Annotated in this window: 20 protein-coding genes and 3 pseudogenes; 19 read left to right on the forward strand and 4 right to left on the reverse strand. The window is 71.4% G+C overall.

The window, feature by feature from the left end; genetic code table 11:
- Nucleotides 1-254 precede the first annotated feature (254 nt).
- From QQK35_RS11195 to QQK35_RS11245, 12 genes and pseudogenes are all read left to right on the forward strand, one after another.
- Complete coding sequence (locus QQK35_RS11195; RefSeq protein WP_284254238.1) at nt 255-1,466, forward strand: extracellular solute-binding protein; 1,212 nt, start codon at nt 255-257, stop codon at nt 1,464-1,466.
- Between the two features lie 4 nt (nt 1,467-1,470).
- On the forward strand, nt 1,471-2,439 hold the full coding sequence (locus QQK35_RS11200; protein ID WP_284254239.1) for a carbohydrate ABC transporter permease: 969 nt from the start codon (nt 1,471-1,473) through the stop codon (nt 2,437-2,439).
- Nucleotides 2,436-3,053: a carbohydrate ABC transporter permease gene (locus QQK35_RS11205; RefSeq protein WP_284254240.1), complete on the forward strand. Its 618-nt coding sequence runs from the start codon at nt 2,436-2,438 to the stop codon at nt 3,051-3,053. The genes QQK35_RS11200 and QQK35_RS11205 overlap by 4 nt, the downstream gene beginning before the upstream one ends.
- Nucleotides 2,954-3,271, forward strand: coding sequence for a carbohydrate ABC transporter permease (locus QQK35_RS11210; RefSeq protein WP_284254241.1), 318 nt, complete (start codon nt 2,954-2,956; stop codon nt 3,269-3,271). The genes QQK35_RS11205 and QQK35_RS11210 overlap by 100 nt, the downstream gene beginning before the upstream one ends.
- A complete protein-coding gene (locus tag QQK35_RS11215; RefSeq protein WP_284254242.1) occupies nt 3,268-4,866 on the forward strand; it encodes a glycoside hydrolase family 66 protein in 1,599 nt (532 codons plus the stop codon). The genes QQK35_RS11210 and QQK35_RS11215 overlap by 4 nt, the downstream gene beginning before the upstream one ends.
- Nucleotides 4,863-6,613, forward strand: a pseudogene (locus QQK35_RS11220) (alpha-glucosidase). The gene QQK35_RS11215 and the pseudogene QQK35_RS11220 overlap by 4 nt, the downstream one beginning before the upstream one ends.
- A gap of 87 nt (nt 6,614-6,700) precedes the next feature.
- Complete coding sequence (locus QQK35_RS11225; RefSeq protein ID WP_284254243.1) at nt 6,701-7,303, forward strand: dihydrofolate reductase family protein; 603 nt, start codon at nt 6,701-6,703, stop codon at nt 7,301-7,303.
- A 139-nt stretch (nt 7,304-7,442) separates the two neighbouring features.
- The gene (locus QQK35_RS11230; protein ID WP_284254244.1) at nt 7,443-7,673 is read left to right on the forward strand and encodes a YciI family protein; all 231 of its coding nucleotides are present in this window, start codon (nt 7,443-7,445) and stop codon (nt 7,671-7,673) included.
- Nucleotides 7,674-7,932: 259 nt separating this feature from the next.
- A complete protein-coding gene (locus tag QQK35_RS11235; RefSeq protein ID WP_348534926.1) occupies nt 7,933-8,889 on the forward strand; it encodes an RNA polymerase sigma factor in 957 nt (318 codons plus the stop codon).
- A gap of 6 nt (nt 8,890-8,895) precedes the next feature.
- Nucleotides 8,896-8,940, forward strand: a pseudogene (locus QQK35_RS20475) (hypothetical protein); the annotation flags it as partial.
- Nucleotides 8,941-8,944: 4 nt separating this feature from the next.
- Nucleotides 8,945-9,619, forward strand: a complete 675-nt coding sequence (locus QQK35_RS11240; protein WP_284254245.1) for a Type 1 glutamine amidotransferase-like domain-containing protein — start codon at nt 8,945-8,947, stop codon at nt 9,617-9,619.
- A complete protein-coding gene (locus QQK35_RS11245) occupies nt 9,609-10,376 on the forward strand; it encodes an MBL fold metallo-hydrolase (protein ID WP_284254246.1) in 768 nt (255 codons plus the stop codon). The genes QQK35_RS11240 and QQK35_RS11245 overlap by 11 nt, the downstream gene beginning before the upstream one ends.
- On the opposite strand, the gene QQK35_RS11250 is transcribed toward QQK35_RS11245, so the two are convergent.
- The gene (locus QQK35_RS11250; protein ID WP_284254247.1) at nt 10,345-11,169 is read right to left on the reverse strand and encodes a M23 family metallopeptidase; all 825 of its coding nucleotides are present in this window, start codon (nt 11,167-11,169) and stop codon (nt 10,345-10,347) included. The two genes, QQK35_RS11245 and QQK35_RS11250, sit on opposite strands and share 32 nt — an antisense overlap.
- 445 nt (nt 11,170-11,614) lie before the next feature.
- Entirely contained in the window at nt 11,615-13,006 is a 1,392-nt protein-coding gene (locus tag QQK35_RS11255; protein ID WP_284254248.1) for a dihydrolipoyl dehydrogenase family protein, read from the reverse strand.
- A gap of 73 nt (nt 13,007-13,079) precedes the next feature.
- Between QQK35_RS11255 and QQK35_RS11260 the strand changes: the two genes are divergently transcribed.
- The 6 genes and pseudogenes from QQK35_RS11260 (at nt 13,080) to QQK35_RS11280 (ending at nt 16,968) form a co-directional block, all read left to right on the forward strand.
- Complete coding sequence (locus tag QQK35_RS11260) at nt 13,080-13,583, forward strand: cupin domain-containing protein (protein ID WP_284254250.1); 504 nt, start codon at nt 13,080-13,082, stop codon at nt 13,581-13,583.
- Nucleotides 13,580-14,047, forward strand: a complete 468-nt coding sequence (locus tag QQK35_RS11265; RefSeq protein WP_284254251.1) for a helix-turn-helix domain-containing protein — start codon at nt 13,580-13,582, stop codon at nt 14,045-14,047. Before QQK35_RS11260 ends, QQK35_RS11265 begins: the two co-directional genes overlap by 4 nt.
- Nucleotides 14,048-14,056: 9 nt before the next feature.
- Nucleotides 14,057-14,203 (forward strand): annotated as a pseudogene (locus QQK35_RS20480) (hypothetical protein); the annotation flags it as partial.
- An 89-nt stretch (nt 14,204-14,292) separates the two neighbouring features.
- On the forward strand, nt 14,293-14,673 hold the full coding sequence (locus QQK35_RS11270) for a TetR family transcriptional regulator C-terminal domain-containing protein (RefSeq protein WP_284254252.1): 381 nt from the start codon (nt 14,293-14,295) through the stop codon (nt 14,671-14,673).
- A 19-nt stretch (nt 14,674-14,692) separates the two neighbouring features.
- A complete protein-coding gene (locus tag QQK35_RS11275; RefSeq protein WP_284254253.1) occupies nt 14,693-15,460 on the forward strand; it encodes an ABC transporter ATP-binding protein in 768 nt (255 codons plus the stop codon).
- Entirely contained in the window at nt 15,445-16,968 is a 1,524-nt protein-coding gene (locus tag QQK35_RS11280; RefSeq protein WP_284254254.1) for a hypothetical protein, read from the forward strand. Before QQK35_RS11275 ends, QQK35_RS11280 begins: the two co-directional genes overlap by 16 nt.
- 7 nt (nt 16,969-16,975) lie before the next feature.
- On the opposite strand, the gene QQK35_RS11285 is transcribed toward QQK35_RS11280, so the two are convergent.
- Together QQK35_RS11285 and QQK35_RS11290 are read right to left on the reverse strand one after the other, a co-directional pair.
- Entirely contained in the window at nt 16,976-17,737 is a 762-nt protein-coding gene (locus QQK35_RS11285) for an ester cyclase (protein WP_284254255.1), read from the reverse strand.
- The gene (locus QQK35_RS11290; protein WP_284254256.1) at nt 17,734-18,762 is read right to left on the reverse strand and encodes an MFS transporter; all 1,029 of its coding nucleotides are present in this window, start codon (nt 18,760-18,762) and stop codon (nt 17,734-17,736) included. Before QQK35_RS11290 ends, QQK35_RS11285 begins: the two co-directional genes overlap by 4 nt.
- 159 nt (nt 18,763-18,921) lie before the next feature.
- Between QQK35_RS11290 and QQK35_RS11295 the strand changes: the two genes are divergently transcribed.
- A complete protein-coding gene (locus QQK35_RS11295; RefSeq protein ID WP_284254257.1) occupies nt 18,922-19,116 on the forward strand; it encodes a hypothetical protein in 195 nt (64 codons plus the stop codon).
- Nucleotides 19,117-19,122 lie beyond the last annotated feature (6 nt).

Consider the following 19,122-nt stretch of genomic DNA (forward strand, 5'->3'; position numbering starts at 1 on the left):
CCTCCTTCGATGTGCTCAGAGTGACATAGCGGGGTATCTATTGCAAAGGAAACAACTAGGCCATCGATTGGCCGCGGATCTCGCAGTTGACAGTGTATTTATTTTTGTTGTAAAACTTACCTCGCACGGCCCCCGACTCTCGCGGACGAGGTCGGACCCCCGAACCACGACAGGAGAACCCACGCAATGAAGCGCTCGTACAAGATCGGATCGGCGGTGGTGATCGCGACTTCCGTCGCTCTGATCGCCAGCGGTTGCTCCACCGGGGCCGGTACCGGATCCGATTCGCACAAGGACGTCACCATCACCTTCTGGGGGCCTACGGCAACGGCGGCAACTCGACCCAGCAGGATGCGCTGAACAAGACGCTCATCCCCGCCTTCGAGAAGGCGAACCCGGGCATCACGGTCAAGTACGTGGACGTGGCGTACGACTCGCTGCTGCAGAAACTCACGACGAGCGCCGCCGGCGGCAAACTGCCGGACCTCGTCCGCGCGGACCTCGGCTGGGTGCCGCAGTTCGCCGACCTCGGGGTGCTCGAGCCGCTCTCCACCTCGATGTCGGACTACAAGGCCCTCGCGGCCAAGGACTATCCGGGCAGCGTCGCAACCAATCGATACAAGGGCGAGTACTACGGTCTGCCGCTGGACACCAACACGCGCGTGCTCATCACCAGCCAGCAGGCGCTCGACAAGGCGGGCGTCAGCGAACCGCCGAAGACCTTCGCCGACCTGAAGACGATGGCCACCGCGCTCAAGGGCACCGGCGTCTCGCTCTGGGCCGACAGCAAACTCGAGGCCTGGAACATCGCGCCCTGGATCTGGTCGGGCGGCGGCGAGTTCACCAACAAGGCCGAGACCAAGGCCACCGGCTACCTCAACAGCGCGGCCAACGCCGCGACCATCCAGATGCTCGTGGACTGGTACAAGGAGGGGCTGATCCCCAACCTCCTGACCGGCAACAGCGGGGCGGTCGCCACACAGGACGGCCTGCCCAAGAACGACTACGCGACGATCTTCGACGGTCCGTGGATGGCGGGCGTGTGGTCCGGCTCGTACAAGGACTTCCACCCCATCTACGCGCCGATTCCGGCCGGCAAGGGCGGCTCCGTCAGCGTCGTGGGCGGCGAGGACATCGTCATGACCGCGAGCTCCGCGCACAAGGCTGCTGCAGCGAAGTTCATCCGCTTCACGCAGAGCAAGCAGTTCCAGATCGAGATGGCCAAGACGGGTCAACTCACGGTGCAGCCGCGCCTGGCCGATCAGCAGGCCGAGATGGCGGCCGACTACAGCGTCTACTCCGACCAGTTGAAGACGGCCAAGTCGCGCATCGCGAGCCCGAACCAGAGCAAGATCGATGCCGTCCTCGCGGCGGCCCTGACACCGGCCTTCACGGGCGGCACCACGGTCAAGGCGGCGCTGAACAGCGCCGCGTCGCAGATCGACGCTCTGCTGTCGGGAGACTGATCGGATGACGAGCATCCCCACCCGGGGGACGACGACCGGCCGCGCGACGGGATCCGTCGCGCGGCCGGCGCGGTCTCCCCGCCGTGGGCGCTTGCGGGTGGGTGCGGTGCCGTACCTGTTCCTGGCCCCCGGTGTGATCCTCTTCGCCGTGTTCATCGTGTGGCCGGCGGTGCAGGCGCTCCGCATGAGCTTCTACGACTGGAAGATCGTCGCGGGCGCGATCAGCAGGTGGGTGGGTCTCGACAACTACGTCCGAGCAGTGCAGGACCCGCACTTCTGGCTGAGCCTGACCAACAGCGGCATCTACATGCTGGCGACGGTCGCGCCGCAGATGGCGCTGGGGCTGGCCATCGCCCTGCTGCTCAAGCGCAAGAGCCCTGTGCAGCCATTGTTCCGCGTGCTGTTCTACCTTCCGGTCGTCACGAGCTGGGTGGTCGTCTCGCTGCTGTTCAAGTACCTCTTCGCCGACAGCGGGCTCGTCAACTTCACACTCCACGACTTCCTCCACCTGATGAACAGCGACGTGTCGTGGCTCGCCCAGCGCGGCACGGCTCTCGTGGTGATCTGCCTGCTGGGCATCTGGAAGGGCATCGGATGGTCGATGATGATCTACCTCGCCGCCCTGCAGGGCGTGCCGCAGGCCCTCGAGGAGGCGGCGATCATGGACGGCGCAGGCCGGTGGCAGCGCTTCCGCGCGGTGACGCTGCCCGCTGTGAATCCGGCCACGGTGTTCCTCTCGGTGATGCTCGTGATCGGCGGTCTGAACGTGTTCGCATCGGTCGTCCTCGTCACGAACGGCGGCCCGATCGGGCAGACCGACGTGGTGCTGACCTACATGTACAAGCAGGCCTTCACCTACCTCGACTTCGGCTACGGGTCGGCGATCGCGATGCTGCTCGCCGTGCTCGTGTTCGTGCTGGCGGTCCTCCAGCTGCGGATCGCCCGCGGCCGCGCCGACGAGGCACTGGCGTGACGCCCGCCCGTCGCGGCGCCTCCTCGGTCCTCCGCTACGTCGCCCTGATCGCGGGCGCGCTCGTGATGGTGACGCCGTTCGTCTACATGCTGTCGACGAGCTTCCAGCCACAGGCGTACGTGCTCTCCCTGCCGCCGCAGCTCATCCCGAATCCGGCGACCATCGACAACTACACACGGGCGCTCACGACGGAGGACTTCGCCCTCTACTTCGTGAACTCGATCATCGTCACCGCGATCTCCACCTTCTTCTCGGTGCTGATCAGCTCGATGATGGCGTTCGCGTTCGCCCGATTCCAGTTCCGGTTCAAAGAGACGATCTTCCGCGTGCTGCTTGCGGGGTTGACCATCCCGGCCATCATGCTGCTGATCCCGCAGTTCGTGCTCGCGAAGAACCTGGGCATTCTGGATTCGCTCGGCGGCCTGATCGTCTTCTACGTCGCCGGGTCGCTGTCGTTCAACACGTTCCTGCTGCGCGGCTTCCTCGCCTCGATGCCGGGGAGCTCGACCAGGCCATGCAGGTCGACGGCGCCTCGGCGTGGACCCGCTACGCGCGGCTCGCCCTGCCGCTGGCTCGGCCGGCGCTCGCGACGGCGACGATCTTCACATTCCTGAACGGCTGGGACGAATACCCGATCGCTCTGACCCTCATCAGCGACCCCGGTTCGCGCACCCTGCCGCTCGCCATCGCGACGTTCCAGGGCCAGAACGCGACCCAGTGGGGGCTCGTGTTCGCGGCCTCGCTCATCGCGGTGGTGCCCGTGATCGTCATCTTCCTGGTCTTCCAGCGTCAGTTCGTGCAGGGGCTCACGGCCGGGGCCGTGAAGGGATGAGCGCCGAACTCCTGCCGTTCGCGGCGACGGGCGCACCGGGTCAGCCCATCGTCATCGAGGTGCGCGGGATGCGGGGCCCGGGCATCGTCAGCGTCTGGCGGCTCGGCGATCCGGTCCTCGAGCAGTCGTGGTCCGGCGACGGATCCATCGAGCTGCCGCCACTGCCGGCGGGCGGGTACGGGGTCGAACTGACGGTCGGGGAGCACGTCGTGAGGACCGCGGTCGATGTGCGCGACGATCCTCGCACCCGTCTGCGCTACGGCTTCACCGTCGACTTCCGGCCCGGCCGCGACCCAGGGGCCCTCGTCGACACCGTGCGCCGGCTGCACCTGACCGGCATCCAGTTCTACGACTGGGCCTACCGGCACGCCGACCTGCTCGGCGGTGGTGACGAGTACCTGGATGCCCTCGGCCAGCCGGTAGCGCTCGCGACCGTGCGCCGGCTCGTCGCTGCGGTCACCGATGCCGGCGCGGACGCCCTCGGTTACGCGGCGGTCTACGCGGTGGGGCCGCAGGAGTGGCCGCGGTGGGAGCACCGCGCGCTGCTCACAGCGACCGGCGAGCGCTACGCGCTCGGCGACTTCCTGTTCCTCGTCGACCCGGCGGCACCCGACTGGCGGGAAGCCTTCGCGGCGCAGCTGGCCGAGGCGGCGCGGGAGATCGGGTTCGCGGGGTACCACCTCGATCAGTACGGCTACCCCAAGACCGCGGTCTCGCCCGACGGCGGGGCCGTCGACGTCGAGCGCTCCTTCTCCGCGCTCATCGAGGCGGTCCGCGCGGCGCTGCCCGCGAGCCGTCTCGTGTTCAACAACGTGAACGACTTCCCGACCTGGCGCACAGGCGCCGACCCGCAGGACGCGCTCTACATCGAGCCGTGGGCCCCGCACACCACGCTCGGCGACCTGGCCGACGTCGCGCGTCGCGCGCGGGCAGCGGGTGGCGAGAAGCCGATCGTGCTCGCCGCCTACCAGCACGTCTACGACGACGCTCCAGCGGCGAACGCCGACCTCGCCACCGCATTCACCATGGCGACCCTGTATTCGCACGGTGTGACGCAGTTGCTGGCCGGTGAGGGCGACCGCGTCCTGGTCGACCCCTACTACGTGCGCAACCACGTGGTGGAGCTCTCGACCGCTGACCTCCTGCGCCGCTGGTACGACTTCCTCGTCGAGCACGACGAGCTGCTGCTCGATCCCAGCATCGTCGAGGTCACCGGCTCGTACGCGGGCGAGTACAACGCGGAGCTCGACGTCACCTTCGCCGGCGCCGAGCTCGATCACCGTGCGCGCGCCGGCACCGTCTGGCGCCGGGTCACCAGAGCCGGCGACCGTCTCGTGCTGCACCTCATCAACCTCGTCGGCCAGGACGACACCGAGTGGGACGCGCCCCGCGCGCCCGTCGGCGATCCGGCGGCCGGGGTTCTGCGCTTCCGCCGGGTCGGAGCCCACGCGCCGCGCGTGCGCGTCGCCGACCCGGATGGCGCACCGCGCCTGGTCGAGCTGCCGGTACGGCTCGAGGGCGAATGGGCCGAGGCTGAACTGCCGCCGCTGGCGGTGTGGCAGCTCGTCACGATCGAACGGACGCCGACACCATGACCGACACCCTCGCCGGCCGCGAGCCGGCTGCGGGCCTGCCACCGATCGATCCGTGGTGGCACTCCGCCGTGATCTACCAGATCTATCCCCGCAGCTTCGCCGACGCGAACGGCGACGGCATCGGCGACCTGCGCGGCATCCTGCAGCATCTCGACCACCTCGAGGACCTCGGCGTCGACGCCATCTGGCTGTCGCCGATCTACCCGTCGCCGGGCGACGACAACGGCTACGACATCAGCGACTACGAGGCCATCGACCCGGTCCTCGGCACGCTCGAGGACTTCGACGACCTGGTCGCGGCGCTCCACGCGCGCGGCATGCGCCTCGTCATGGACCTCGTCGTCAACCACACGAGCGACGAGCACCCGTGGTTCGTGGAGTCGGCATCCGGACCCGACAGCCCGAAGCGGGACTGGTACTGGTGGCGCCCGGCGCGGCCGGGCACGTTGGCGGGAACCTCGGGCGCCGAGCCGACGAACTGGGAGTCGTTCTTCTCGGGGCCGGTCTGGCAGCTCGACCCGGCGAGCGGCGAGTACTACCTCCATCTCTTCTCGGCCAAGCAGCCGGACCTGAACTGGGAGAACCCGGACGTGCGGCAGGCCGTCTACCGGATGATGCGCTGGTGGCTGGATCGCGGCATCGACGGATTCCGGATGGACGTGATCAATCTCATCTCCAAGGACCCGTCCCTTCCCGACGGCGCCGTACCGCCCGACGGGACGCTCGGTGACGGGTTCCCGCACTATGCGGCCGGTCCCCGCATCCACGAGTTCCTGCAGGAGATGCATCGCGAGGTGTTCGCCGGCCGGGACGCCGCCGACCTCCTCACGGTCGGGGAGATGCCCGGCGCCACGGTCGAGCAGGCGCGGCTCTTCACCGATCCCGAGCGGCGCGAGCTCGACATGGTGTTCCAGTTCGATCACGTCGGCCTGGATCACGGGCCTGGCGGCAAGTTCGACGTGCAGCCGCTCGATCTCGTCGAGCTCAAGGCCTCGTTCGACCGCTGGCAGCGCGGCCTCGCGGACGTGGGCTGGAACAGCCTCTACTGGAACAACCACGACCAGCCCCGTGCCGTCAGCCGGTTCGGCGACGACGGCGCATTCCGTGTGGCATCCGCGACCGCGCTCGCCGCAGTGCTTCACCTGCAGCGCGGCACCCCGTACGTCTACCAAGGCGAAGAACTCGGCATGACCAACGCGAGGCTGCGCACGAGTGACGACCTGCGCGATATTGAGTCGCTGCGCCATTACGAACTCGCGGTCGCGTCCGGTCAGGACTCCGAGCGTGTGATGGATTCGATCCGACGGATCGGTCGCGACAACGCCCGTACGCCGATGCCGTGGAGCGATGAGGAGAACGGCGGCTTCGGATCCCATCACCCGTGGATCGATATCCATCCGGACTTCGCCGAGGTCAATGCGCGGCAGCAGCGCCAGGATCCTCGTCCGTCTTCGCCTTCTACCGGCGGCTCATCCGGCTCCGACACGAGGAACGCGTGGTCGCAGCGGGCCGATTCGAGTTGCTCGCGCCTGGGCATCCGCAGGTGTTCGCCTACCGTCGCGACCTCGACGACCGGCGTCTTGTCGTCATCGCGAACCTGTCCGGCGAGGTCGTGGCGATCGCGGGAATCGCCGACGTGCAGATGTCAGTGTCGGCGGCGCCTTTCCTGTTCGGCAACGTCGGCCGCCCGGCGGACGCGCGTCTCGATGCATTACAGGCGTGGGAGGCGCGGATCTTTCTCGGGTGAGTCCTCGCAGACCTGTCGAAATCCGCCGATCCCGTTCGTAGCAGGAGTGAAGCCGCCCACCGGGGGCGGCGCGAACGGAGCAGCATCATGAGCACCACGTTGACGGTCGACTTCTTCTGCAGCCTCGACGGCTACGGCATGGCCCGGGGCTGGCCGGGCTACTGGGGCAAGGAGGGACCGGAGGTCGTCGAGGATCGCGTGCGCACGTTCGCGCAGGATCAGGTGCTGGTCTTCGGAGCGACGACCTTCCGCCAGTTCCGGAAGTTCGTGACGATGTTCGACGAGCCGTACTACCCGAGCCTCAATGAGCTGCCGAAGATCGTGTTCTCCCGCACGCTCGGCGACGAGCCGCTCGGCTGGCGGAACTCGACGGTCATCGACGAGGACGCCGTGACGGCGATCGAACGGCTCAAGCGGACGACCGATGTGCCGATGCGCTCGCACGGCAGCATCTCGCTGAATCGCGCCCTGCTCGCCGCCGGCCTCGTGGACCGCATCGAGGTCATGATGTTCCCCGCCGTCTCCGGCAGTGCCGGCGAGGCGGCGCTCTTCCAGGGCGGGGCCGAGCTCGACCTCGACCTGGTCGAGTCCACCGTGCTCGACGGCCGGACGATGAAGCTCGTGTACGAGCCGCACCTGCACGGGGAGGTGCCGGAGGGCGCCGGGCCGCGCCCCCGGGCGGCGCAGTAGCGCCGGCATCCGGCACAGGGCAGGATTTCGGGATGCAGTACCTGGTGAACGTCATCGACAGTCGCAGCGAATCCGGCACCGCCGAGGAGGCGGTCGCGATCGACGCCTTCAACCAGCGGCTGGTCGCGGGGGCAACTGGGTGTTCGCGGCCGGGCTGGCCGACCCGACCGTCTCGACCGTCGTCGACGCCCGGGGCGAGGAGCCCATCCTCACCGACGGGCCGTTCGTCGAGGCCAAGGAATGGGCGGCCGGCTTCTGGATCATCGAGGCGCCCGACCTGGACGTCGCGCTGTCCCTCATGACCGAGGGCTCGAGGGCTTGCAACCGGCGGCTCGAGGTGCGCCCGCTGCTTCCTCCGCCGGCGGAGTGATCGACCCGCGGGATGCCCTCACCCGCGCCCACCGCGAGGAGTGGGCACGGGTGGTGGCCACCCTCGCCAAGCGCTTCGGGAGCCTCGACATCGCGGAGGACGCGGCCGCCGAGGCCTTCGCGACCGCCGCCGAGCGCTGGCCGGGGGACGGCATCCCCCGAACCCCGGCGCCTGGCTCACGACGACGGCGACCCGCAAGGCGATCGACCGGATCCGGCGCGAGAGCGACCGCGACGCGCGACACAGGGAGGCGAGGCTCGTGTACGACAGCGATCCCGAGCCCGTCGGCGCGATCGACGACGACCGCCTGCGGCTCCTGTTCATCTGCTGCCACCCGGCACTCGCGATGGAGGCGCGCGTCGCGCTCACCCTCCGGATGGTGGGCGGCCTCGACGTCCCCGAGATCGCGCGGGCGTTCCTCGTGCAGGACACCACCATGGGGGCGCGCATCACGCGGGCCAAGGCGAAGATCGCGGCAGCGGGCATCCCGTACCGGATGCCGACCGCCGACGATCTGCCACGGCGGGTCACGGGGGTGCTCGCGGTGCTCTACCTGATCTTCAACGAGGGCTATCTCGCGTCCTCGCCCGACGCCGAGCCGGTGCGCGCCGAGCTGACGGGCGAGGCCATCCGGCTCACGCGGCTGCTGCACGGGCTGCTTCCCGACGACGGCGAGACGACGGGTCTGCTCGGTCTCATGCTGCTGACCGACGCGCGTCGCCCGGCGCGGGTGTCGTCATCCGGCGAGCTCGTGCCGCTCGGCGAGCAGGACCGGCGCCGGTGGGATGCCGCCCTCATCGCCGAGGGGCAGGCCCTGGTGCGCGAGCGGCTGGCCTCCGGTGTCGCGCCGGGCCGGTACCAGCTGCTCGCGGCCGTCAACGCCGTGCACACCGACGGCGACGCCCCCGACTGGGCGCAGGTGGTCGCCCTCTACGACCAGCTGCGGCGGCTCGACGACTCGCCCATCGTGCAGCTCAACCGCGCCGTCGCCGTGGCCGAACGCGACGGGCCGGGCGCGGGGCTCGCGATCCTGGATGCACTGGAGCCGGCACTGTCCGGGTATCACTCGTTCCACGCGGCGCGCGCCGACCTGCTGCGCCGGTCGGGTCGCCTCTCCGCGGCCCGGTCGGCGTACGACGCCGCGATGCAGCTGACCGGCAACACGGCCGAGGTCGCGTTCCTCAGCCGGCGGCGCGAGGAGCTCGACGCCGGCTGACACGGGCGCACGCCCGCATGTGGACGCTGTCCACTTCGGGTGACATGCTGATGCCGTGAAGTTGCTGCTCACCTCCGGAGGGGTCACCAACCCGAGCATCCGTGAGGCGCTCGTCCGGCTCCTCGGCAAGCCGATCGCGGCGTGCCATGCGCTCTGCATCCCGACCGCGCAATGGGGTCATCCGATGTGCGGGCCCGCATCGGTGCGCCGCTTCATCGCCGACGACTCCGCGTCGCCGCGACTCACCGGTCTGGGCTGGGCGTCGGTCGGCGTGCTCGAGCTCACCGCCCTGCCGAGCATGGGCACGGACCGCTGGACGGACTGGGTTCGCGATGCCGACGTGCTGCTGGTCGACGGCGGCGACGCGACCTACCTGTGCCACTGGATGCGGGAATCCGGGCTCGCCGAGCTGCTGCCCGAATTGACCGACACGGTGTGGGTCGGGATCAGCGCCGGCAGCATGGTGATGACGCCGCGGATCGGCGAGGACTTCGTCGAATGGCCGCTCGCGCCCGACGATCGCACCCTCGGCGTCGTGGACTTCGCGATCTTCCCGCACCTCGACGTCTTCCCGACCAACACGCTCGCCCACGCCGAGCGGTGGGCGGAGCGGGTCGGGCTGCCCGCGTACGTCATGGATGACGAGACCGCGATCGTCGTGGCGGACGACACGGTGGAGGTCGTCTCTGAAGGAGCGTGGACGAGCCGGGGAGGACCGGATGCTGCATGAGGTGGCCGACGGCGTGTGGGTGCGCCGAAGCGAGTGGGTGTCGAGCAACACCACCGTCGTCCGCGCGGACGACGGGCTGATCCTCGTCGATCCGGGCATCGCCGGCGCCGATCTGGAGGACCTCGCCGACGACGTCGACGCGCTGGGGATCCCGGTGGTGGCCGGCTTCTCGACGCATCCGCACTGGGACCACCTGCTGTGGCATCCCCGGTTCGGCGACGTGCCGCGCTACGGCACGGCCGTGAACGCCGGGATCGCCGCCTCGGCCCGGGACCGCGGGCGGCAGATGGCGGCGGAGAGCGCCCCGGGCATCCCGCTCGACCTGCTCGGGATCATCACCCCGCTCCCGGCGGACGGCGGACCGCTGCCCGGTGAGCTCATCGTGCACGACGCCCACGCGCCGGGCCACGCGGCCGTGCTGCTCGCCGACCGTCGCGTGCTGCTCGCGGGAGACATGCTCTCCGACGTGCTGGTGCCGATGTTCGGGATGGCGGGCGCCGACGGGGCCGGCGAGTACGCGGCCGCGCTCGACCTGCTCGCCGACGCGGCGACGGGGATGGATGCCGTGATCCCCGGGCACGGGACGGTCGCGACGGGAGGCGAGATCGCCCCCCATCGAGGTCGACCGTGCGTACGTCGCCGCCGTGCAGCGGGGCGAGCAACCCGCGGACGAGCGCTGGGGTCCGCGCGCGTAACGATCCCACCCGCGCGTGGGACGGCGATCGCTACCCGAGCCGGATGCCGCGGCGCGCCATGAACGGCACCGCATCGACCGCCTTGCTGTCGATCCGGGTCTCGAAGTGCAGGTGGCATCCGGTCGCCGCCCCGGTCGACCCGACCCGCGCGATCTCCTGGCCGGCGCTCACGGTGTCGCCGATCGCGACCTCGATGCCGCCGTTCTCGATGTGCGCGTAGCCGGTCTGGATGCCGTCGCCGTGCTCGAGCAGGATCCAATTGCCGTAGGTGCCGTTCCAGCCGGCCTGCACGACCGTGCCGGCCGTGGCCGCGTGAATGGGCGTGCCGCACGCGGTCGCGAGGTCGGTGCCCTCGTGATAGGCGCTGACCCCGGCGACCGGGCGGTCGGGGCGGGGTCCGAAGCCGTCGGTGATGCGCCCGGCGACCGGGAGCGCCCACGGCTGGTCGGTGAGCTGCCCGGTGTCGAGCAGCAGCTCGCTGCCGATGGTCGCCGATCGCAGCACGGGCGCCGGCAGGCTGGCCGAGTAGCCGTCGCGGGCGCCGGGCACGGCGACGTCGCCGCCGCGGACGACGGCCTGCGGGGTGCCGGTGCCCGTGGCGAGGCGCGGGGCGGCCCGCGCCGGGTCCTGCATGTCGGTGACCAGCGGCAGAGCGGCGACCGCGATGAGGCCGAGGGCGCTCGCGGCCGCCAGCACGGCGTGGGCGGGGCGGTGGCGCGGGCGCGCCGAGCGCTCCGGACGGACGGGGCGCTCCGGACGAGCCGGACGCGTCGCGCGGTGGGTGCGCTCGTACGCGATGCGCTGACGGCGGGTGGCGAACGCGGCGGGGGACGGAACGGGTGGACGGTCGGGCATTCGAGTGATCTCCGGTCGATCGGATGTATGTCGGGCACGGCACAGGCCGCGCCCGACTACACCCGGAGGACGCAGAGATCGATCGTGGAGGGGACGCCGTGCGGCGGCGGCGCGCGGGAGGACGCGGAGGTCGGCGCGATGCCGGCGCCGGTCGTCGAGCCGGCGCCGTCGTCGACCGACACCAGCTGCGGGGGTGCGCCGGGGTGGTCGGCGAGGCGGCGACCATCGCCGGGGTCTGGATGATGCAGGACGGGTTCGCGGGAACCGCCAGGGCATCCGCGGGGAGACGGTCCCGGCCGCGATCGCGGCGGTCGCGGGATGCGGAGCCAGGATGGGCCGGGGGCAGTGCCCGGCCAGCAGCGCGACGAACAGCAGCAGACCCCCGAGCACCGCCGCGAGCGCGGTGATCGAGGGTCGCAGCCGGGTCATGACCTCTCCAGGCTAGTCAGGCCTCGGAGACGATGTTGTCGAAGACCTCGTTGAAGGCCTCCGTCGAGCTCGGGTGCGTGTAGATCGAGTCGCGCAGCTGGGTGGCCGTGATGCCGTGGCGCATCGCGAGCGCGACCGTGTTCACGAGCTCCTGCGCGTCGATGCTCAGCAGCGCGGCCCCGAGGATCAGGTCGGTGTCGGAATCGACGATGAACTTCATGAGCCCGCGCGTCTCCTCCATCGCGTACGCGCGCGGCATCGCGACGATGTCGGCCACGTTCTCGCGCGCGACGCGGACGCGCCGCCCCTCGGTGCGGGCGCGCCGTTCGGTCAGCCCGACCGTCGCGAGCGGCGGGGTGGTGAACAGCGTGTGCGGCACGGCGACCCGGTCGGTCGTGGCGCGCTCGCCGGATCCGAGGAGCTGATCCAGCACGATGCGCGCATCGTCGAGCGAGATGTAGGTGAACTGCTCGCCGCCGTTGACGTCGCCGAGCGCGAAGATGTGCGGCCGGCTCGTGCGCAGGTGCTCGTCGACCCGGATGCCGCCCCGCTCGGTCAGCTCGACCCCCGCGGCCTCGAGACCGAGCCCCTCGATCACGGGGCGGCGCCCCGTCGCGGGCAGCAGAGCGTCGGCCTCGACCTCGCCCGAGTCGCCGTCCACCTCGTAGCGCACGATCGATCCGGCCTCCTCGTCGCGCACGTCGAGCACGGTCGCCCCCGTGATGATCCGGATGCCGTCGCCGGCGAGGATGCCGGTCACCGCTGCCGCGACGTCGTCGTCCTCCCGCGGCAGCAGCCGCTCGGCGCTCTCGAGCACGGTGACCTCGGCCCCGAAGTGCCGGTAGATCGACGCGAACTCGAGGCCGAGGTACCCGCCGCCGATGACGACGAGACGCCGCGGCAGGTGGTCGTTCTGGATCAGTTCCGTGCTGCTGACGAGCCGGGTGCTCTCGGCGAGGCCGGGCACGGCGGGCACGATCGCCTCGGATCCCGTGTTGATGAGGATCGTCGCGCCCGTGACGGTGACGGCATCGTCGCCCTCTCCGACGGAGACGGTGTGCTCGTCGAGGAACCGGGCCGTGCCGGTGAGCACCATCGCGGTGGGCCGGCCGTCGATGGCGGCGAAGTTGCCGGCGCGGAACGCGGTGGTGAGCTCGCGGACGCCGGCGATCGACTTCGCGAAGAACTCCTGGGCGTCGTCTTCGAGGCGGCGCTCGCCGGAGTAGTGCACGAGCATCTTGCTCGGCACGCAGCCGACGTTGGGGCAGGTGCCGCCGTACATGTTCGCGGAGCGCTCGACGAGCACGACGCTCCTGCCCGCATCCGCGAGCACGCGCGCGGCGGTCTTGCCGCCCTTGCCGAAACCGATGACGATGACGTCGGCGGTGAGCTGGTTGTCGTGATCCATGTCCCCATGGTGCCGCGCGCGTGTGAGCCGCACCCGCTGGACAATCTCGACTTCCTGTCCCAGAGTGTCAAGAGTGGATGCCCTGAGCCGCCTGCTGCGGATGGCCCGTCTCGATGCCGCCCTCGACAAGCACTGCCTGCTCGCGCCGGCGACGGTCATGGACATCGACCGGCAGGGCGAGCGGGAGGCGGCCTTCCACGTGCTGCTCGAGGGCGAGTGCCGATTCGAGGTGGGCGACGTCGTGCTCGAGCTGACCGCGGGCGACGTCGTCATCGTGCCGAGCGGATCGTCGCACCGGGTGACGACGCCCGGGGAGGGGCGCCCCACCGGCACGATCGAGACCCGCGGCCCGGTCTTCGTGACGACCCGCAGCGTCGGCGGCGGCCATCCGGCCATCGATCTGTACTGCGGGCATTACACGTACGGGCCGGGGGCGGGCGCGGTGCTGTTCGACAGCCTGCCGACGCCGTTGCGGGTCTCGCTCGGCTCGCCCGAGCAGCAGCCGCTGCTCTCGGCGCTGAGCGCCCTGCTGCGCACCGAGGCCCTCGACGAGGGCGCGGCACGGCGGCCGTCATGAGCTCGCTCTGCACGGTGCTGCTCGCCTACGTGCTGCGGACGGCGCGCGCCGCCGCGGAGGCTCCGGTGTGGACCGGTGCGGCCGACCCCGACATCGCGCGCGTCATCGACGCGGTGCTCGACGCCCCCGGCGACGAGTGGCCGATGCAGCGGCTCGCGGCGGTGGGGCGGATGTCGCGCGCGACGTTCCTGCGTCGCTTCCGGCGCGAGGCGGGGACCACGCCGGGACACTTCCTGGCGCGGGTGCGGATCATCGCGGGCGCCGACCTCCTGACCTCGGCCGACCTCAGCGTGAGCGAGGTCGCCGCGATGGTGGGCTATCGCTCCGAGTCGAGCTTCTCGCGCGCCTTCCGCGGCGAGATCGGGCAGTCCCCGGACGGTTCCGCCGCTCGGCCGCCGCCTCGCCCTCCCCGGCATCGGACGAAGCCGGAGGGCCGGCCGGCGCGATCTGACCGAGCGTGCTAATTTCTGACCATGCGGTCAAACAGCGCCGGCCGCCAGCCGTCCGGCTCCCTCACGGAGGCCGCCCGGCGCTCTCAGATCGTGTCGGCCGCCGTCACGGTGCTCGCCGGCCGCGGGTTCGCCGCCACCGCGCTGTCGGCGATCGCCGGTGAGATCGGGATCAGCAAGGGCGTCATCTCGTACCACTTCGCCGGCAAGGCGGAGCTGCTGCAGGAGGTCGTCCGGCACGTGCTGCAGCAGGCGGCGGAGTGGATGACCCCCGGATCCAGGGTGCGTCCTCCTACGCCGAGGCGCTGCGCTCGTACATCGTCGCGAACCTCGCCTACCTCGATGAGCACCGCGCGGAGATCATCGCGCTCACCGAGGTGCTGGCCAATGCCCGGGCGACGCCGGGCGTGGAGCAGATCTTCCGCGACTCGCATCGGGAGGCGGTCGCGGCCCTGCAGGCGATCCTCGACGGCGGGGTCGCGGCCGGCGAGTTCGCGCAGCTGCCGACCCGCACGACCGCGATCGCGTTGCGCGCCGCGATCGATGCCGCCACCACGGCCATGCGCGCCGACCCCGACTTCGAGCTCGCGACCTTCGGCGCCGAGCTGGCCCAGCTGTACGGGCGCGTCGTCACGCGCTGACCAGGAGATGAGGAGGGCGATGAACGCCCCGGATGCACCCGCCGCGCTCGAGCTGCACGGACTGCGCAAGACCTTCGGCGACAAGGTCGCCGTCGACGATGTCGACCTGACCATCCCGCGCGGCTCGTTCTTCGGGCTGGTCGGGCCGAACGGCGCCGGCAAGACCACGAGCCTGTCGATGGCGGTCGGTCTGCTGCGCCCGGACCGGGGCACGGCGACGGTGCTCGGGCACGACGTCTGGCGCGACCCGGTCGCCGCCAAGACCGTGCTCGGTGTGCTGCCGGATGCCGAATCGCTGCCGCAGCGGTTGACCGGTGCCGAGCTGCTCGGGTACCTGGGGCTGCTGCGCGGGCTCGACCCGGCGGTCGTCACGGCGCGCTCGGCCGAGCTGCTGCAGGTGCTCGACATGCAGGATGCCGCCGGTCGGCTCGTCGCCGACTACTCGACGGGGATGCGCAAGAAGATCGCGCTCGCCGTCGCGCTCCTGCACGGACCCGATGTGCTGGTGCTCGACGAGCCGTTCGAGGCGGTCGATCCGGTCTCGGCGTCGACGATCCGCTCGATCCTGCACGGATTCATCCGCTCCGGCGGCACGATCGTGTTCTCGAGTCACGTCATGGCGCTCGTCGAGCAGTTGTGCGATCACGTCGCCGTGCTCGCGAACGGGCGGGTGCGGTCCGCCGGAAGCCTCGACGAGGTCCGTGGCGGGCACACGCTCGACGAGGCGTTCGCCGACCTGGTCGGCACGTCGGTGGACCGGGCGGAGCTGTCGTGGTTCGCCTCCTGATCCGGATGCGTGCCGCGATGGCGGCGCACCGGCGGTCGACCCGCTTCGGCGTGGCGTCGGCCATCGTCCTCGTAGCCGCGGGTCTGCTCTCCGCGTTCAGCAGCCTGCTCGTCGGCGTCCCGGCCTATCCGACCGCCGCCTCGGGGGCCGCCGTCGTGTCCGCGGTCGTCACGGTCTGGGTCGTCGGGCGGGTCGCCTACGCCGCGTTCAGCGGCGGGTCGACCCCGCGCCTCGAGCTCTTCCGGCCGTTGCCGATCCCGCGCCGCACCCTCGCGCGGGGCCTGCTGGTGACGGGGCTGTTCGATCCGGCGCTCGTGGTCATGGCGATCGCGTTCGGCGCGCTCGTCGCCCTCGGTGCGCACGGCGGGGTCGGTCCGGCGCTGGTCGGCGCGCTCGGCGCGATCCTGACCGTCCTGCTGAGCAGCGTGCTCGTGTCGGTCGTCGAGGCGCTCATGCCACCCGCCTCGCAGCAGCGACGGGCGATGGGCACCATCGTGGTGGCCGTCGTCATCAGTCTCGTCGCGGTCGTCGGCACCCTCCTGCCGTCGGTCGCCGCCGCGCTGATCGCGGGCACGGTGCCGGCGCTCGGGCTGATCCTCGGCATCCTGCCGACGGGGTGGGCCGCCGACGCGGTCAGGGCGACGACGACCGGAGACCTGCTCGGCGCCGTGCTGCCGCTCGCCGGATCGGTGCTGCTGCTCGCCGCGCTGACGCTCGTCTGGCCGGCCGTGCTGTCGCGCCGGCTCGACGGCGACCTGGCCGCGACGAGCCGCCGCCGCGCCACCCGACGGCGCCTGCTCCCGGGAACGCCGGTGGGCGGGGTCGTGAGCAAGGAGCTGCGGATGTGGGCGCGCGATCCGCTGCGCCTCACGTTCCTCGTCATCGCCGCGATCATCGGGCTCGGCGTGTGCATCGTGCCGGAGCTGAGTCAGGGCACGGGGTTCCTGCTCCCGTTCGCCGGCATCCTGTCGGTCGTCATCGCCGGGGCCGGAGGGTGCAACCTGTACGGCTCCGACGGTCTGGCCCTGCGTCTGACCCTCATGGTGCCGGGCGCGGCGCGCGCCGACATCCGCGGCCGTCAGGGGGCGTTCCTGCTCCTGGTCGGTCCCTATGCGCTCATCGCGACGATCGTGCTGACGACGCTCAGCGCACAGGGCTGGGCGTGGCCGTGGGTGCTCGCCCTGCTGCCGGCGATCGTCGGGGGCGCCACGGGCCTCCTGCCGATCGCCTCCCTCGTCGCCGTGCTGCCGCTCGATGCGAACGGCGGTCCGGCGCCCGCCTGGCCGGTCAAGGTCTACGCGGCCATGGTCCTCACGCTGCTGACCGCCGCGCCGACCGCGGCGGTGCTCATCGCCGGGGCGATCACCGGCTCGACGGCGACCCAGTGGGCGGCGGTGCCGGTGGGCGTCGCGAGCGGTCTGCTCGCCGCGGGACTGCTCGGCCGTGCCGCGACCATCCGGCTGCGCCGGCGCGGGGTCGCGATCGTCGAGCAGCTGAGCGCGGCCTGACCGGGCGTCAGCCCAGCTGCGCGAGCAGCTCGGCTCCGTCCGCGGTTCCGGCGTACTCGACGATGCGCCCCTCCGCGATCCGGTAGATGGCGAACTCCGCGACGTTGACGTGTCGCCCCGTCGCGGGGATGCCGCGGAACGTTCCGCGGTGCGTACCCCCGGCGCGCAGGTGGGCGGCGAGCCGGTCGTCCTCGACGAGCACGCTCACCCGCTTCCACCGGAAGTCCGGGAACGCGTCGAACAGATCGCGCAGGTCGTCGATCCAGGCGTCGGCGCCGCCCGGGAGGTGCGCGCGGCGCACGGCCGGGTCGAGCAGCGTGCGCAGCTCGGCGAGATCGTGGCGGTTGCACACGTCGAGGTAGTCGGCGTACCAGGCGCGCAGCTCATCCGGAGACACGGGCCGCCTCGCGCGGGTGCTCGGCGCGGAACGCGATCGGCACGGCGAGCACCGCGATCGCGAACGACAGCAGGATCGATGTGGAGAACCCGGCGCCGGCGGTGCCCCGGCCGCGGCGAACAGCAGACCCCCGAGCGCGATGGCGGTCGCGCCGCCGACCGACTCGATGTTGCTGAGAGCCGAGCTGTTGAAGCCCTGGTCGGCGGGAGCCGAGTAGCCGAGCATCATGGTGCTGAGGCGCGGATAGATCGTGCCCATGCCCCCGGCCGCGATCAGCCAGCCGACGCCCACGACGGCCGGATGCAGCGTGAGCGCGGCGGTCGCGAGCTGCAGCCCGATCCCGAGCACGAGCAGCAGCGCGCCCCCGATCAACGCACGCGTCTCGGAGACCCGCCCGGCCAGCCGCGGCTGGAGGACCGACGCGGCCCCCACGAGACCGCGCCGACCGTGAGGATGAGGCCGGCCTCCCAGGGCTTCATGCCGTAGTGCGCCTGGAGCAGGTACGGCAGGCGCACCTCGGTCGAGAAGAACGAGGCGGCGATCGCACCGCGCAGCAGGATCGTGGAACCGAGGCCGCGGCGGGCGGTCAGCGTGCCGCGCGGCAGCACGGGCCGGAAGAGCAGGATCGCGGCGACGACGCAGCCGGCGGCCACGATCCAGCCCACCCAGGTCGGCAGCTCCTCGGCGGTGCTGATGCCCACGACCGCGAACGCGAGCAGGGTCGCGAGCACGAGATCGCGCGCGATCCGGGCGGCGCTCGCCGGAGGGCGGGCGACCTCCCCGTCCGTGGCCGGGATGGGCGCCCCGCGCAACCGGCGAAGCGACGGCCCGATCGCGACGAGGGCCACGATCACGAAGACGCTGACGCCGACGAAGACCCAGCGCCATCCCGGACCGTCGGCCACCGCCCCGGCGGCGACCGGGCCGACCAGGCCGGGCACGACCCAGGCCGCGGCGAAGGTCGCGAAGACCCGGGTGTGCACTCGTGCGGGGTAGACGCGGGCCACGATCACGTAGATCGCGACGATCGCGGCGCCCATGCCGAGGCCCTGCAGGAAGCGGCCGACGACGAACAGCGGCATCGTGCCGGCCGTCGCCGCGACGACGAGGCCCCCGACGAACACCGCGACGGCGGCGACGAGCGGCGCGACCGGACCGCGGCGGTCGGCCCAGGCTCCGGATGCGACCGTGCCGATCACGCCGGCGGCCAGGGTCGACGAGAACGCGGCCGAGTACAGGGTCGCCCCGTCGAGGTCGCGGGCGACCGTCGGCATGATCGTCGTGACCGCGAGGGCGTCGAACGCCGCCAGGAAGATGATGGCGTTGGCGCCGAGGGTCATCCAGAGCAGGGAACCGGTCCAGATCCCCGTGGGCGGGGCGGGGGTCTCGGTGCTCACTTCCTCACGCTACCCGGACCCACCCCCACCGCCGCGCGATAGTCAACCCCTGGGCGGCGACCGTCGCCGCGGATAGCCTTCGACTACCGGACATCGCATTCTCCGGGGTTAGAACAGCCGGGGCGTCGACCAGCGGACCCCGACGGAAATCGGGTCATCATGACCATCTCTTCAGCTCCCGCATACCGGTGGGAGCAGCTTCGACCCGGGGTCTGGTGGGGCCTGTACGGCGAGGACCACATCGGGAGCATCGCCGAGTACGGATGGCGCTTCCGCACCCGCGACGCCGCCGACGTCTGGCTCGGCGACTACCCCACGCTGCAGATGGCACGGACCGTCCTGCAGCGCCGCTGATCGCGC

The sequence above is a fragment of the Pseudolysinimonas kribbensis genome (assembly GCF_030161895.1).
Classification (GTDB): Bacteria; Actinomycetota; Actinomycetes; order Actinomycetales; family Microbacteriaceae; genus Pseudolysinimonas; species Pseudolysinimonas kribbensis.

What these genes read in the sequence shown, in the direction of transcription:
- QQK35_RS11295 (WP_284254257.1), top strand. Translation starts at nt 18,922, where the DNA reads ATGACCATCTCTTCAGCTCCCGCATACCGGTGGGAGCAGCTTCGACCC.
- QQK35_RS11250 (WP_284254247.1), bottom strand. Translation starts at nt 11,169, where the DNA reads ATGCCCGACCGTCCACCCGTTCCGTCCCCCGCCGCGTTCGCCACCCGC.
- QQK35_RS11215 (WP_284254242.1), top strand. Translation starts at nt 3,268, where the DNA reads ATGAGCGCCGAACTCCTGCCGTTCGCGGCGACGGGCGCACCGGGTCAG.
- QQK35_RS11225 (WP_284254243.1), top strand. Translation starts at nt 6,701, where the DNA reads ATGAGCACCACGTTGACGGTCGACTTCTTCTGCAGCCTCGACGGCTAC.
- QQK35_RS11200 (WP_284254239.1), top strand. Translation starts at nt 1,471, where the DNA reads ATGACGAGCATCCCCACCCGGGGGACGACGACCGGCCGCGCGACGGGA.
- QQK35_RS11275 (WP_284254253.1), top strand. Translation starts at nt 14,693, where the DNA reads ATGAACGCCCCGGATGCACCCGCCGCGCTCGAGCTGCACGGACTGCGC.
- QQK35_RS11255 (WP_284254248.1), bottom strand. Translation starts at nt 13,006, where the DNA reads ATGGATCACGACAACCAGCTCACCGCCGACGTCATCGTCATCGGTTTC.
- QQK35_RS11210 (WP_284254241.1), top strand. Translation starts at nt 2,954, where the DNA reads ATGCAGGTCGACGGCGCCTCGGCGTGGACCCGCTACGCGCGGCTCGCC.
- QQK35_RS11265 (WP_284254251.1), top strand. Translation starts at nt 13,580, where the DNA reads ATGAGCTCGCTCTGCACGGTGCTGCTCGCCTACGTGCTGCGGACGGCG.
- QQK35_RS11245 (WP_284254246.1), top strand. Translation starts at nt 9,609, where the DNA reads ATGCTGCATGAGGTGGCCGACGGCGTGTGGGTGCGCCGAAGCGAGTGG.